This is a genomic window from Chryseobacterium sp. JAH (assembly GCF_001507335.1).
Lineage (GTDB): Bacteria > Bacteroidota > Bacteroidia > Flavobacteriales > Weeksellaceae > Chryseobacterium.
In genome coordinates this window covers 76,155-90,774 of record NZ_LMAH01000002.1, presented here as the reverse complement: position 1 = coordinate 90,774, position 14,620 = coordinate 76,155, and the positions used below count along the sequence as shown (strand labels likewise).

At 36.4% G+C, this 14,620-nt stretch carries 11 protein-coding genes; 8 read left to right on the top strand and 3 right to left on the bottom strand.

Annotation, left to right across the window (positions count from 1 at the left end; translation table 11 throughout):
• Positions 1–168: 168 nt before the first annotated feature.
• From AR685_RS04105 to AR685_RS04095, 3 genes are all read right to left on the bottom strand, one after another.
• Positions 169–1,809, bottom strand: a complete 1,641-nt coding sequence (locus AR685_RS04105) for a UxaA family hydrolase (RefSeq protein ID WP_047442952.1) — start codon at positions 1,807–1,809, stop codon at positions 169–171.
• Positions 1,810–1,821: 12 nt separating this feature from the next.
• Entirely contained in the window at positions 1,822–3,102 is a 1,281-nt protein-coding gene (gene fucP, locus AR685_RS04100; protein ID WP_052187717.1) for an L-fucose:H+ symporter permease, read from the bottom strand.
• Positions 3,103–3,411: 309 nt separating this feature from the next.
• Positions 3,412–3,636 carry a hypothetical protein gene (locus AR685_RS04095; RefSeq protein ID WP_047442953.1) on the bottom strand — a complete coding sequence of 75 codons (225 nt, stop codon included), beginning with the start codon at positions 3,634–3,636 and terminating at the stop codon, positions 3,412–3,414.
• Between the two features lie 276 nt (positions 3,637–3,912).
• Between AR685_RS04095 and AR685_RS04090 the strand changes: the two genes are divergently transcribed.
• From AR685_RS04090 to AR685_RS04055, 8 genes are all read left to right on the top strand, one after another.
• Positions 3,913–5,382 (top strand): ATP-binding protein, encoded by a 1,470-nt coding sequence (locus AR685_RS04090; protein ID WP_047442954.1) that lies wholly within the window; start codon positions 3,913–3,915, stop codon positions 5,380–5,382.
• 4 nt (positions 5,383–5,386) lie between these two features.
• Positions 5,387–9,010, top strand: a complete 3,624-nt coding sequence (locus AR685_RS04085; RefSeq protein WP_047442955.1) for a response regulator — start codon at positions 5,387–5,389, stop codon at positions 9,008–9,010.
• Between the two features lie 15 nt (positions 9,011–9,025).
• The gene (locus tag AR685_RS04080; RefSeq protein WP_082002085.1) at positions 9,026–9,391 is read left to right on the top strand and encodes a response regulator; all 366 of its coding nucleotides are present in this window, start codon (positions 9,026–9,028) and stop codon (positions 9,389–9,391) included.
• The gene (locus AR685_RS04075; protein ID WP_047442957.1) at positions 9,392–10,222 is read left to right on the top strand and encodes a CheR family methyltransferase; all 831 of its coding nucleotides are present in this window, start codon (positions 9,392–9,394) and stop codon (positions 10,220–10,222) included.
• A gap of 6 nt (positions 10,223–10,228) precedes the next feature.
• A complete protein-coding gene (locus tag AR685_RS04070) occupies positions 10,229–10,813 on the top strand; it encodes a chemotaxis protein CheB (protein ID WP_185113235.1) in 585 nt (194 codons plus the stop codon).
• Positions 10,814–10,840: 27 nt separating this feature from the next.
• Positions 10,841–11,209 carry a response regulator gene (locus tag AR685_RS04065; protein WP_047442958.1) on the top strand — a complete coding sequence of 123 codons (369 nt, stop codon included), beginning with the start codon at positions 10,841–10,843 and terminating at the stop codon, positions 11,207–11,209.
• 186 nt (positions 11,210–11,395) lie between these two features.
• Positions 11,396–13,726, top strand: a complete 2,331-nt coding sequence (locus AR685_RS04060) for a TonB-dependent receptor (protein WP_059123813.1) — start codon at positions 11,396–11,398, stop codon at positions 13,724–13,726.
• Positions 13,727–13,731: 5 nt separating this feature from the next.
• Entirely contained in the window at positions 13,732–14,538 is an 807-nt protein-coding gene (locus AR685_RS04055; RefSeq protein WP_047442960.1) for a DUF4249 domain-containing protein, read from the top strand.
• The last annotated feature ends 82 nt before the right edge of the window (positions 14,539–14,620 follow it).

Below are 14,620 nucleotides of genomic sequence, written 5' to 3'. Positions count from 1 at the left end.
TTTTTTTTTTAACGCAAAGTGAGCAAAGATTTTTTTTAATATCGTTCTGTATATTTTAGTCCGGATAATTTTAACAGTAAAAACCACCCCGGCAAAAATTCAAAGAAGGGGAATTGTTGACCGCATATTTTTCACTTGGCTCTTTTTACTTTTAATCTCCCTCTTCCCTTAAAGACTTACCCCTCTTTTCCAAGGGATAAAGTCATCCTGATTCAACGCCACCGCTTTAGGAACAATATTTCCGCTGGCAACGTCGATGCAGAAATCTAAAATATCTTCTCCCATTTCCTGAATGGTTTTTTCGCCACGCACAACTGCGCCAGTATCAATATCAATAATATCCGACATTTTCGTAGCTAAAACCGTGTTGGTGGCCACTTTGATGACCGGACAAACCGGATTTCCTGTAGGTGTTCCTAAACCTGTTGTAAACAGAATTAAAGTAGCCCCTGAAGCTGCTTTTCCTGTAGTAGCTTCGACATCATTTCCGGGTGTGCAAACAAGGCTCAACCCAGGTTTGGTCGCTGGTTCGGTATAATCCAGAACATCGACAACAGGGGAGGAACCTCCTTTTTTTGCTGCTCCTGCTGACTTGATGGCATCGGTGATGAGTCCGTCCTTAATATTTCCAGGCGATGGATTCATATAAAATCCTGAACCGACAGCGTGGGCAAGATCATCATATTCCGTCATCAATCTGATGAATTTTTCAGCGGCTGGCTGATCTACGGCACGATCTATAAGTTCCTGCTCTACACCGCACAGTTCCGGGAATTCGGCTAACAAAACTTTTGCTCCCAAAACTGAAAGGATATCCGCAAGATGTCCCACCGCCGGATTGGCAGAAATACCGCTGAAACCATCGCTTCCTCCACATTTTACACCGACACAAAGTTTGCTGAGCGGTGCATCTTCACGTTCAATTTTATTAATTTCTAAAAGTCCTTTCAAGGTTTCGAAAATAGCATTCTTTATCATTGTTTCTTCGCTGACCGCTTTCTGCTGTTCAAAAACGAGTAAAGGTTTATCAAAATCAGGATTTCGATTGTATAGATCTTTTCTAAAATTATCGATCTGAAGATGCTGACACCCCAAACTTAGCAAGGTGATTCCTGCAACGTTGGGATGGTCTGCATACGCCGCCAATAGCTTGCTGAGCGTATCCGCATCTTGTCTTGTTCCACCACAACCACCACTGTGATTGAGAAACTTGATGCCATCTACATTTTTAAAAATTCTGTCTTTTGACGGTATGTTTGACGGTGAAAAATTAAGATCATCCAAATTTTCTCCTTTAGAAATGGCTTCCACCAATTGTTGGGTATAGTCTTTGTATTTTGCGTCAACTGCATATCCTAAACTGTCATAAAGAGACTCTTTAATAATATCAAGATTCCGATTTTCGCAAAAGACAGTCGGGATAAATAACCAGTAATTGGCCGTTCCCACATCGCCGTTGGAACGGTGATACCCTTTAAAAGTTTTATGTAAAAATCTTGAAACATCGGGTTTTGTCCATTGATAGTCGACATCACGGTAGTAAAAAGGTTCGGCAGCATGCTTCGTATTATCAGTCGTCATACGGGTTCCCGCTGCCAGGTCGTACTGTACTTTACCAACAAGAACACCGTACATAAGGATCTCGTCGCCCTGTTTCATGTCATTCATAAAGAATTTATGTTTGGCAGGGATTGCTTCCAAAGTAGTGTATGTATTTCCTTCAAAGGCAATTTCAGTTTCTGCAGGAATATCCTGAAGCGCGACCAAAACATTGTCCTTTTGATTTATTTTTAAAATTAAATTGCTCATTTTTAGCATTAATTATATTAGAGATTTTTTATTTCTGAACCTTAGTGAAAACAGAAATACGATGACAAAACAGAGTAAAGGTACGATATAGGAAAAATGAATATTTCCAGATAGATCTGTAATTTTACTGGCCACAGGTGGTATAATGGCGCCTCCGACAATCGACATGATTAATAAACTGGACGCAGGTTTTGTATCTGATTCGGCTCCTTCAATTCCTAAAGCAAAAATAGTTGGGAACATAATGGACATGAAAAAAGTTAAGCCTACCAGAGCATATAATGTCGAATGTCCTGATCCGAAAATCACCCAGATTGTGAGAGCGATACTGATCACGCTATAAACTCTTAAAAGTTTTTGCGGAGAAATATATTTCATCAGGAAGGTTCCTGCAAAACGTCCGATCATAAATAAAAATCCGGCAATACCTGCATAATATTTTGCTTCCTGACCTTTCATATTAATAGCATCTTCAGCAAAAACCAAGAGAAAACTGAAGATGTAAATTTGTGCACCGATATAAAAAAACTGAGCGAAAACACCCCAACCCACATTTTTCACTCGTAAAACTTGCAGGAAATTCTTAGTTGATTTCTCATTATTATCTGTTATATCAGGCAGTTTTACAAATAAGAATAATAACATCACCAGCAGAATAATCACTCCTAAAATAATGTAAGGTCCTTTCACCAGTGAAGTCTCAGCATGAATGTAGGCCAGTTTTGCAGCCTGATCAAGTGTTGCCAGTTCGCTTTGTGATTTTGGTTCTTCACCCAAGATGAAAATTCCGCCAACAATAGGAGCAATAGATGCTGCTAAACCATTGAAGGATTGTGCAAAGTTTAATCTCTGTGTTGCTTTTTCTGGTGCGCCCAAGATGGTGATATACGGATTGGCTGCTGTCTCCAGAATTGCCAAACCACAAGATAATATAAAAAGAGCCCCAAGAAAAAATGGATAACTGATTGTATTAGCTGCAGGAACAAACATAAAGCAGCCAGCCGCAAAAAAGAATAAACCAACAAGAATTCCGGTTTTATAACCATATTTTTGAATGATTATTCCTGCAGGAATTGCCAGTAAAAAGTAGGCGGCAAAAACAGAGGAATCAACTAACGAAGCCTGAAAATGGTTCAATTGAAATGCACTTCTAAGATGTTTAATCAAGATTGGATCAAGATTGTGGATAAATCCCCAGAAGAAAAACAAACTTGTAATCAGAATGATTGGAAAACTGTAGTTTCTTTTTTTTGGAGTAGAAGAAAATGAGTTTCCGGACGGCGTTGTATTCATTGATCTGTTGATTATAAAAATTAATTCTTTCTTATTTTAGATCCATAAGGTTAATCGATTGCATTGTGCTTTTTCAATTTTTCAAAATCTAAATTCTTTCTGACTTTTTAAAAGTATGATAATTTTTCGAATAAAAATTTTTACATGCAGGATAGTACAAGATAGTTAATTTTTGAACAGATTTGTTTATGAATAGAGGCAATTGTTATAGTTTAACCGAATCAGATTTGAGTCTTATATTAAAAGCTGTATTCTATTTCAAAAAGCAAAGCTTCTCATGAGATAATGAGAAGCTTTGCTTTTTAATTTCTATTCTTCTTTCTTGAAGCTTACCACTTCATACTGATCGTCGGTGCAGTACTTTTTACAGCTTTCATCATTGAAAGCACTCGGGTTTTTTGAGAAATCTTCTATGTGTTTAAAACTTTCCTCTGTATTTGCAGGGGTAATGACTAGATGATATAATTTTAATAGTGACTCGTCTGCTTTTTTCAGAGATTCTTTTTTGTGTGCAACTGCTTCTTTGTAATTCATAATTTTAGATTTGTAGTTTAGATGTAGAATAAAACATGCCAACTTGTATAATTATGGTATGGTGTGACTGATTGTTATTTATGAAATATATCTATAATTCGATTGCAATTGATTTAATATTTACTTGTTGTGGTATTTTTAATTTACTGTTAATAAAATAATTACTTAAAATTTATTCGATCAATATTCTTAAAATAATCAACTGTTTTTTAAAAATTTGTGAGTATTTTTGGTAGCTAATGAAGTGTAACCTGTTACTAGATTATTTTACGTCTTATGATCCTAATTGTCGATGATAACCAAAACAATATTTTTTCGTTAAAAAAACTTCTTGAATCCAAAGATTTTCAGGTTGATACTGCAGGTTCTGGTGAAGAAGCCTTAGGCAAAGCGTTAAAAAATAATTATGCATTAATTATACTTGATGTTCAGATGCCCGGAATGGACGGTTTTGAAGTTGCTGAAACTTTTGCTGGATACAGCAAAACCAAAGAAATTCCTATTATCTTTTTATCTGCGGTCAATACTGACAAAAGATTTATTACCAAAGGATACAAATCGGGAGGGATAGATTATGTGACAAAGCCGATCGATCCTGATATTCTTATGCTTAAAGTGAAAACCTTCTATAATCTGCAAGAGAATAATCTTGCAATGAAGAAAACACAGGAAAGTCTGGAACTTGAAGTAAAGGGACGAAGAGAAGCTCAGGTTTCAATGAGGTCTGAAATTGATCACTTTCATCTGATGCTTGAAGCTTTGCCTCAGATTGCATTTACTTTAAACGAGAATGGACAAGTCAATTTTGTTAACAAAAAGTGGTTTGAATATTCATCTTCTGATCAGCAATTTCCGGAAACACATGTTGATGATTTAAATATCGAAGACGAGTTTCAGAGATGCAGGAAAAAAGGGAAAGGGCTTGAGCTGGAAATTAGGATTAAAAACAGAGACTCCGGAGATTACAGATATCATCTCTTGAGAATGTCGCCAGTTTATCAGAGCGAAAAGGTGAAAAACTGGGTGGGAACATTCACAGATATTGAAGACCAAAAAAAGGTCGAGAAAGAAAAGGATGAATTTCTAAGTATTGCCAGCCACGAACTGAAAACTCCATTGACGAGCATTAAAGCTTATATGCAGCTTCTCGACCGAAAACTGAAATTGAATACAGAAAATACGGAAGCTGTTTTTGTCACAAAAGCTCTTGATCAAATTGAAAAATTAAATACCTTAATCACAGATTTGCTGGATGTTTCCAAAATAGAAAACGGAAAACTGAAAATCAACAAAAAACCGGCAGATCTTGAAAAATTAATCAATAATACGATTGATACCATTCTGCAGACCAACGATAATCCAAACGTTAAAATAGACCGTCATATTGGAAAAATAAATCAACTGATCGATTTTGATGCAATCCGTATTGAGCAGGTATTGATCAATTTTTTAACCAATGCCATTAAGTATTCACCTGAGAATAACCAGGTCATCGTTACTACATTTGTAGATGATGATGAAGTCAAAGTAAGCGTCACGGATTTCGGGATTGGAATTCCGGATTTTAAACAGGATGCAGTTTTTCGTAAATTTTACCGTGTTGAGGAGTCTTCGGTACAATTTCAGGGGATGGGTATCGGTCTGTATATCTGTTCAGAAATCATCAAACAACACCACGGAACCATTGGTCTTTCGAGCAAAGTAGAAGAAGGTTCTACATTTTATTTCACACTACCTTTAAATTAATTTTATGCCGAAAAAAGTGATAAGAAATCTCCAGTTTGGAATTGGATTTTCATTATTAATCTTAATTGCGAGTTCGGTCGCATCATATTTAAGTATCCAGAATCAGATGCGACACCGCGAGAGTGTTTCAAAAAGCAGAAGATCGGTAACAGCCGTGAAAGATGTTCTCATCGCACTTTTGGATGCAGAAACAGGAAACCGCGGTTATCAGTTAACAGGAAAAGAAAGCTTTCTTGATCCTTACAAACGAAGTTTAGAAGCATATTCTGAGTCGATTAAAAAAGCAAAATCACTTGACATTACAGAACCTACTCAATTAGTCAGACTAAAAGATTTGGAGAAAAATGTGGATGCCAACATCAAAAACCTTAAATTTTTTGTTGACAACAGACGAAAAGGAATCTCGATGACTCAGGAGCAGATTGAAATGAGCAAATTGTACATGGACAAATGCCGTTCACTCGTTCAGGATTTTGTTCAGTTTGAGGAAAACGGACTCGAGAACAAGAATAAAGATCTGGACAGATCATCGAATACAACCGTACTTTTTATCGTTTTTTCCTCTCTTGCGGCAATGATCGTGACGATATTTTTCTATGTTAAACTGCGAAATGATTTAATCAGAAGAGATAAGCTTGAGAAAGAATTAAAGGCGAAAGATTTAGAAATTTCAAAACGAGTGAACGTTATTCAGCAGGTTGCCAACAGAGTGTCTAATGGTGATTATACCCAAAGAATTTCGGATGATTATGAGGGAGATTTAGGAGATTTAGTAGATTCATTGAATCATATGACAGATTCTCTTCAAACATCTTTCGATAAAATCAACAAAAGCGACTGGAGACAGAAAGGTTTAGCGCTGTTAAATGAATCTTTAGTTGGAAACAAATCTGTAAAGCAAGTTGCAAATGATGCTCTTAATCAACTAATTGATTATGGAAACTGTATCAACGGTGCCATTTATCTGCTTGATGACGGAAAGCTGAAACTGAACAGTTCTTTCGGTTTGGAAAACAATATGAAGCAGTTCTTCGATTCGGGAGAAGGTATGGTAGGACAGGTTTTTGCCCAAAAAAAGCCGAAAGCATTCAATGACTTAGATGAAAATGATTTTGCAGTCACGTTTGCAAGCAGTAAGATCAAAATCAATGCTATTTTACTAGTTCCGGTCATGTCAGACCGATTGACGGTTGGAGTTTTAGAAGTTAGTTCAAATGAAAATTTCGATCAGGACCGAATTGATTATTTTGTCGAGAGTTCAAGAAATATTGCCATCGCATTGCGCGCCGCAAAAGGTCGTGAAAAAGAACAACGTTTACTCGAAGAAACTCAGGCACAGTCTGAAGAATTGCAGGTGCAGCATTCTGAACTTGAGAATCTGAATACAGAACTTGAAGCTCAGACTCAAAAATTGCAGGCTTCGGAAGAAGAATTGAAAGTACAGCAGGAAGAACTGATGCAGACCAATACTGAACTGGAGGAACGTTCAAAATTACTGGAAGAAAAAAATCAGCTGATTGCTGAAAGGAATATTGAAATTCAACGAAAAGCTGAGGAATTGGCCTTGAGTACACAGTACAAATCTGAATTCTTGGCAAATATGTCACACGAACTGCGTACACCATTGAATTCAATTCTTCTTTTATCCCGTTTAATGGCTGAAAACCCTGATGAAAACTTAAATGAAGATCAGATTGAGTCGGCAAAAGTAATTCAAAGTTCCGGAAGCAGTCTGTTGACTTTGATTGATGAAATTTTAGATTTAGCTAAAATAGAATCGGGCAAAATGTCTTTGGAGTATCAGGATGTTGCCATTGACGAAGTAGTAAAAGATTTGAGAAATTTAATGAATCCTTTGGTTAAAGAGAAAGGAATTGAATTTAATATCAATATTGAAAATAATCTAGCTAATAACCTTGAGGTTGACCGCTTACGACTTGATCAGGTACTAAGAAATCTTTTGTCAAATGCTTTAAAATTTACAAAAGAAGGAAGCGTAGAATTAAACATTAAAAAAGATACAAAAGATAAGGACTTCATCATATTCTCTGTCAAAGACACCGGAATAGGAATTCCGGAAGATAAACAGAAAATTATTTTTGAAGCTTTTCAGCAAGCTGACGGCTCAACACAACGTAAGTTTGGTGGTACTGGTTTAGGATTGTCTATCAGTAGAGAAATTGCCAAATTATTAGGCGGTTACTTAGATTTAAAAAGCAAAGTCAACGAAGGAAGTGAATTCAGTCTGATTATTCCAATGAGTGAAAGTCTGAAAGGAAATCAGACAATTTCTGCAGGAAATTATGATCAGAATTTGGTTGAGGTTATTTTGGAAGATGTTGAAGAGATTAAACAAATAATTGATTACAGAGAAGATGAAATTTCAGTGGCATTTCATCATTTGGAAATTCCAGAAGACGTTGATGACGACCGAGACAGTATTTCAAAAGACGATAAAGTCATTCTTATCGTTGAAGATGACACCAATTTTGCTAAAGCACTACTGAAATTTGCCAGAATGCAAAATTACAAAGGAGTTGTTGTGGTAAGAGGTGATCAGGCATTGTCGGCTGCTATGCAATATCATCCGGCTGCAATTTTGTTGGATGTTCAGCTTCCTGTAAAAGACGGCTGGAAAGTGATGGATGAGTTGAAATCTAATTCACAGACAAAACCAATTCCGGTGCACATGATGTCTTCGCTACATGTAAAGCAGGAAAGTTTAATGAAAGGTGCCATTGATTTTATTAATAAACCTGTCGCAATGGAACAGATGACAGATGTTTTCAAAAAAATTGAAGATGCCCTGAAAAAATCGCCGCAGAAAGTTTTAATTGTTGAAGAAAATGCTAAGCATGCTAGTGCGCTTTCGTATTTCCTAAGCAATTTTGATATTTCGTTATCCGTTGAAGATAATGTTGAAGATAGCGTTAGAGCTTTTAATACCGATGGTGTAGACTGCGTGATTCTAGACATAGGAGCGAATAGAAGAAATGCTTATAAAATTGTCGAATCCATCAAAAGTTACGAAGGATTAGAAAATCTGCCAATTATTATTTTTACGGAGCGAAATTTATCAACCTCAGAGGAACTTAAAATTAAGCAATATGCTGATTCTATTGTTGTTAAAACTGCACATTCTTATCAGAGAATTTTAGATGAAGTCGGATTGTTTTTGCATCTGGTTGAGGAAAAAAGCAGTTCTGTAGAAACGATTAGAAATAAAACTTTAGGTTCATTAACAGAAGTTTTGAGTGGTAAAAAAATTCTCATTACCGACGATGATGTGCGCAATATTTTCTCATTGACCAAAGCTTTAGAGAAATATAAAGTGGAAGTTGTTTTGGCGATGGACGGTGTTCAGGCTTTGGAACAGATCAAAGAACATCCTGACGTTGACGTAGTTTTGATGGATATGATGATGCCGAATATGGATGGCTACGAAACCATACAAGAGATCAGAAAAATGCCTAAGTTCAAAAGGCTTCCTATCATTGCTGTGACTGCAAAATCTATGATCGGTGATCGTGACAAGTGTATTGAGGCAGGCGCTTCAGATTATATCACAAAACCTGTGGATATTGATCAGTTGCTGTCTCTATTGCGTGTTTGGTTGTATGAAAGTTAAATGACAGATTCTCTCATGAAAAAGAAAATTTTGATTGTGGATGATGATCCACGAAATATATTTGCTCTTAAATTAACATTAAAAGCGCGAGGTTTTCAGTTGGAAACTTCTACAATGGCGCAGGAAGCGATTCAGATTTTAGAAAATAATCCTGACATCGATTTGGTGTTGATGGATATGATGATGCCGGAAATGGATGGTTACGAAGCGGTAAGAATTATTCGACAAACCCCTTCTATTAAACATGTTCCAGTGATTGCGGTCACGGCTCAGGCAATGGAAGAAGACCGTCAGAAATGTCTGGATGCAGGAGCTCAGGATTATGTGAAAAAGCCAATTGATGTTGATGAATTATTAATCGCCATAGAAAAACTGTCTTAAATGCTGGAACCAAGTATCGTAAAGGACGAAGAAATAGAATTTCTGATCAAAGATGTGTACGACCTGTACGGATACGATTTTTCTTTGTATAGTAGGGCATCTTTCAAAAGAAGAGTCAACCGTATTTGTTTGATAGACCGTTTTACGAGCTTTGCAGAATTGCGTTATACGATTATTAATGATCCGGATTACCTCAAGCACTTCATCGAAGAAATTACAGTGAATGTTACAGAAATGTTCCGTGATCCTCAATTTTTTAAAAAGCTGAGAGATGAAATTTTACCTCAATTGGGAACATACCCTCTGATCAGAATTTGGGTTGCAGGATGCTCCACAGGTGAAGAAGCCTATTCGATGGCAATCTTATTAAAAGAAGCTAATTTGTATCATAAATGTCTGATATATGGAACTGATATCAATCCTTCGGTTTTAGAGACAGCAAGATCGGGTATTTTTCCCATGCATCAGATGAAAGTATATTCCGAGAATTACATGCTTTCTGGTGGTAAAGAAGATTTTTCAGATTATTATACGGCCAATTATGACAGTGCTAGATTTGATAAAAGCCTGAAGGAAAAATTGATTTTATCGACACATAATCTTGTTTCAGACAGTTCATTCAACAGTTTTCAGTTAATAATCTGCAGAAATGTTTTGATTTATTTTGACAAAGCTTTGCAGGAGAGAGTTTTTAATCTTTTTGATGCCAGTTTAGAAAACTTAGGGTATCTCGCTTTGGGTTCCAAGGAAACTTTACGGTTTTCCAATTTAGATAAATCATATCATCAGATTGAAGATCAGAAAATCTGGAAAAAAGTAGATCATCATTAATTCGGCATGAAGACACAAATGAGCAATACTGAATTAATCGTCATCGGAGGATCTGCAGGAAGTCTTCAGGTGATTATGGAGATGATTAAAAAGCTGGATGAAAATCTGGGTTTCCCAATTGTTTTGGTCGTCCATAGAAAAGCATATTCTACGAGTATTTTACCAGCTTTACTGCAACAATTTACTTCAATGAAAGTGATTGAAATTGAAGATAAAACAGAACTGCAGAGCAATGAGATTTACATCGTTCCGGCAGATTATCATTTGTTGTTTGAAAGTAAAAATACTGTTTCACTTGACAGTTCAGAAAAGATGAATTACTCGCGTCCTTCGATTGATGTAACTTTTAAATCTGCAGCAGAAACCTTCGGTGAAAAAGTGGTAGGAGTTTTGCTGTCAGGTGCGAATGCAGATGGAGTTGAAGGTTTAAAATATATAAAAAAAAATAAAGGAAAAATCTGGATTCAGAATCCGGAAACCGCTGAAGTTGATTATATGCCAAAACAGGCAATGGAACAGGTTGCTTATGATCTTTTAATTAAACCTAAAGATCTGGCAGAATTAATAAATCAATTACAAACGAAACAATAATTTCATTTAAATAAAATAAATAAAGATATGAGCAAGAAGAAGATTTTGATTTTTGATGATGATAAAGTGATTCTTGAAGTGATCAGCATCATTTTTGAAGAAGGCGGATATGACGTCGAGATTTCAGAAACGTCGCATGATATCATACAGAAAGTCTCAACGTTTCAGCCAGACGTCATTTTGATGGATAACTGGATTCCAAATATTGGAGGCGTAGAAGCAACTAAACTTCTGAAAAGTCATGAAGAATACAAAAATATTCCTGTAATCTACGTAACAGCCAATAATGATATTGTGGCTTTGGCACAAAGTGCTCAGGCTGATGATTACGTTGCAAAACCTTTTAATCTGGAAGATCTGGAGGAGAAGGTGGCGAAACATATTAAAGGTTTGTAATACATCTACTGGTTTAAAATCATAAAAATCCTCAATTTCACAGATTGAGGATTTTTTGTGAACAAAATTTCATATTATCAAAGACAATTTTAACCGTACTTATCCGTTTATTCACTTTCAAGTCCACTTAATAAAAGCTTATCTTTAGGCTTTCAAATAAACTATTTTCTTAATAAACATTGAAGAATGCAAGCAATCTATTGTAGAATTTTTACCACCATCGGGCTTTCGGTTTTCAGTATTACTGCTTATGCGCAGGAACAGAGAACGATCAGCGGAACGGTACGAGACGGAAAGAACGGTGAGCTTATTATAGGAGCCACCATCAAAGTAGAAGAAGATCCAACGATTAATATCACAGCCAATGAATATGGTTTTTATTCGCTTTCTCTGCCACAGGGAAATTACACGATTGCCGTCGTTTATGGAGGTTACGAAAACTACCGACAAACGGTACAGCTTGATCAGAATGTAAAATTGGATTTGATTCTCAGTCAGGAAAAAGAGCGAACTACACAGATTGACGAAGTCATTATTTCTGCAGTGAAGAAAGATAAAAACCTGAGTTCTGCCCAAATGGGAACCGAAACATTAAGCATTAAAAACATAGAAAAACTTCCTGTTTTGTTTGGTGAAAAAGATGTTTTGAAAACAATTCAGCTGTTACCTGGAATCAAAAGCAATGGCGAAGGAAGCAGCGGGTTCAGTGTAAGAGGTGGAGCTACCGACCAAAATTTAATTTTACTGGATGAAGCTCCCGTTTACAATGCATCACATCTTTTAGGATTTTTCAGCACGTTCAACAGTGACGCGTTAAAAGATGCAAGCATCATTAAAGGCAACAGCCCTGCGCAATATGGAGGTAGATTATCGTCTGTGATGGATGTGAAAATGAAAGACGGAAACAATAAAGACTACAATGTCAACGGAGGAATTGGTTTAATCAGCAGTAGACTGAGCGTGGAAGGGCCTATTCAGAAAGAAAAATCTTCATTTATCGTTTCAGGAAGACGAACCTATGCAGATGTTTTTCTTAAAGCAACAGATGATTTTAAAGACAGCAAGCTTTATTTTTATGATTTAAATTTAAAAGCCAATTATCAGATCAACGAAAATAATCGTCTGTACATGTCTGGATATTTTGGAAGAGATGTTTTAGGATTAGGTAACACATTTTCTACCGATTGGGGAAATACCACTGCAACTTTGCGATGGAACAGCATTATCAACAGTAAATTATTTTCCAATACTTCATTTATTTACAGCAACTACGATTATAAAGTCAGTCTTACGAGCAACGACAATACGTTTGGTTTAGATTCGCAGATTCAGGATTGGAATCTAAAGCAGGACTTCTCATGGTTTGCAGGGAATAAACATTCTGTTCGTTTTGGTTTACAGTCTATCTATCATACGATTACGCCAAGCAGCGCTTCGGGAACGAGTGTGAGCAGTTTTCCTAGAAATTCAAGATACTCCTGGGAAAATGCAGTATACATCAATGATGATTTTAAAGCCACAGAAAAGCTAACGGTGAATTATGGTTTGAGATTGTCGATGTTCAGTGTTTTAGGTGGAGATACTTTTAATACATATGACAACGGAGTTTTAGTTGATAGCGAGTTTTTAGAAAAAGGAAAATTCGGAAAAACCTATGTTAATTTGGAACCAAGAATTACTGCCAACTACAGAATCAATGAGGTGAGCAGCATCAAAGGTGGATATGCCAGAAATACTCAGAATCTTCACTTGCTGAGCAACAGCAGCAGTGGAAACCCTACAGATCAGTGGATTGGAAGCAGTTACTCGGTAAAGCCAGAAATTGCAGACCAAATCAGTGCTGGATACAGCAGAAATTTCAATAACAATAATTACGAAATCAATGCAGAAATTTATTATAAATCAATGCAGAATCAAATTGATTTTAAAAACGGTGCCGAAATTACTTTCGATGCTGCAGCTGATGTGGAAGGCGAATTGTTATTTGGAAAAGGAAGAGCCTATGGTTTAGAAATCATTGCAAAAAAGAAAAGCGGAAAACTGACCGGCTGGATTTCCTACACTCTCTCAAAAACAGAAAGAAAAATAAACGGAATCAACGATAACGATTGGTACAACGCAAGACAGGATAAAACCCATGATTTATCGGTGGTTGCAACCTATGAGCTGAATCAAAAATGGTCTTTCTCGGGATTGTTTCTGTACAGCACAGGAAATGCAGTGACTTTCCCGACCGGAAAATATGAATTGCAGGGTCAAACAATTTTTCAGTACAGCAAACGTAATGCAGACAGAATGCCTGCTTACCACAGAATGGATTTGAGCGCAACGTACGAACCCAATAAAAACAAGCGTTGGAAAAGCTCTTGGTCTTTCGGAATTTATAATGTGTATGGAAGAGAAAATGCTTATACGATTGCGTTTGAAGATAACCCCGACAAACCCGGAACTACTCGTGCGATGCAGACTTCACTCTTCAAATTTGTCCCGAACATAACGTATAACTTCAAATTTTAAATTCTATGAAAAATATATTTTTAATCATCATATCCCTGTTTTTATTTGCGAGTTGTGAGAAAGAAATCGATTTAGATTTAGATGACCAAAGTGGAAATATTGTCATCGAAGCTAATGTGACCAATCTGGCAGGACCATATTATGTGAAAATCACAAAATCAGTTGCCTTCACTGAAGATAATACCTATCCACTAATCGCTGATGCAACAGTGGTTTTGAGTGATAATACCGGACAGACAGAAACTTTGAAGTACATTGGTGATGGATTTTACGAAACCAATTCTTTTTCAGCAGTTGCAGGTAGAACGTACACTCTTAAAATTACAGCGGAAGGTAAAGAGTATACAGCACAAAGTAAAATGCCGGAACCTGTAGTACTTGATGATTTACAGCAGGACTCTTTCATGGTAGCAGGTGAATTGTCGTACACACTTCTTCCAATATTTACAGATCCGCCGGCACTAGGTAATAGATATCTTTTTACGTATCAGGTAAATAATTCAGGTAAAATTTTTGAAGCTTTTTCTGATAATGTGAACAACGGAGCGGTCAACCAAAGGCCTCTACTGCTCCCGAATGACGATGAGGATGGAGAAGGTGAAAAAACCAAAGTAGGAGATACTATTTATGTAGAAATGCAGTGCATTGATTTAAATGTTTATACTTATTTTTCTGCATTGCTACAGATTATAGACGGTGGCGGTCCAGGCGGCGGTGTTACGCCATCTAATCCACCGAGTAATATCAGCAATGGAGCTTTAGGTTATTTTTCGGCGCATACGGTAAGTAAAAAAAGTTATGTAATTCAGTGAAAGTGAATCGACTGAGCGTTAATGAATAATTAACGCTATTTTTTTTCACTACAATAACAAATATGTTTTGAAGTATAATAAA

Coding starts and splice junctions, on each gene's coding strand:
- AR685_RS04105 (WP_047442952.1), bottom strand. CDS start 1,809: ATGAGCAATTTAATTTTAAAAATAAATCAAAAGGACAATGTTTTGGTC.
- fucP (WP_052187717.1), bottom strand. CDS start 3,102: ATGAATACAACGCCGTCCGGAAACTCATTTTCTTCTACTCCAAAAAAA.
- AR685_RS04090 (WP_047442954.1), top strand. CDS start 3,913: ATGATCCTAATTGTCGATGATAACCAAAACAATATTTTTTCGTTAAAA.
- AR685_RS04070 (WP_185113235.1), top strand. CDS start 10,229: ATGAAGACACAAATGAGCAATACTGAATTAATCGTCATCGGAGGATCT.
- AR685_RS04065 (WP_047442958.1), top strand. CDS start 10,841: ATGAGCAAGAAGAAGATTTTGATTTTTGATGATGATAAAGTGATTCTT.
- AR685_RS04055 (WP_047442960.1), top strand. CDS start 13,732: ATGAAAAATATATTTTTAATCATCATATCCCTGTTTTTATTTGCGAGT.
- AR685_RS04060 (WP_059123813.1), top strand. CDS start 11,396: ATGCAAGCAATCTATTGTAGAATTTTTACCACCATCGGGCTTTCGGTT.
- AR685_RS04095 (WP_047442953.1), bottom strand. CDS start 3,636: ATGAATTACAAAGAAGCAGTTGCACACAAAAAAGAATCTCTGAAAAAA.
- AR685_RS04080 (WP_082002085.1), top strand. CDS start 9,026: ATGAAAAAGAAAATTTTGATTGTGGATGATGATCCACGAAATATATTT.
- AR685_RS04085 (WP_047442955.1), top strand. CDS start 5,387: ATGCCGAAAAAAGTGATAAGAAATCTCCAGTTTGGAATTGGATTTTCA.
- AR685_RS04075 (WP_047442957.1), top strand. CDS start 9,392: ATGCTGGAACCAAGTATCGTAAAGGACGAAGAAATAGAATTTCTGATC.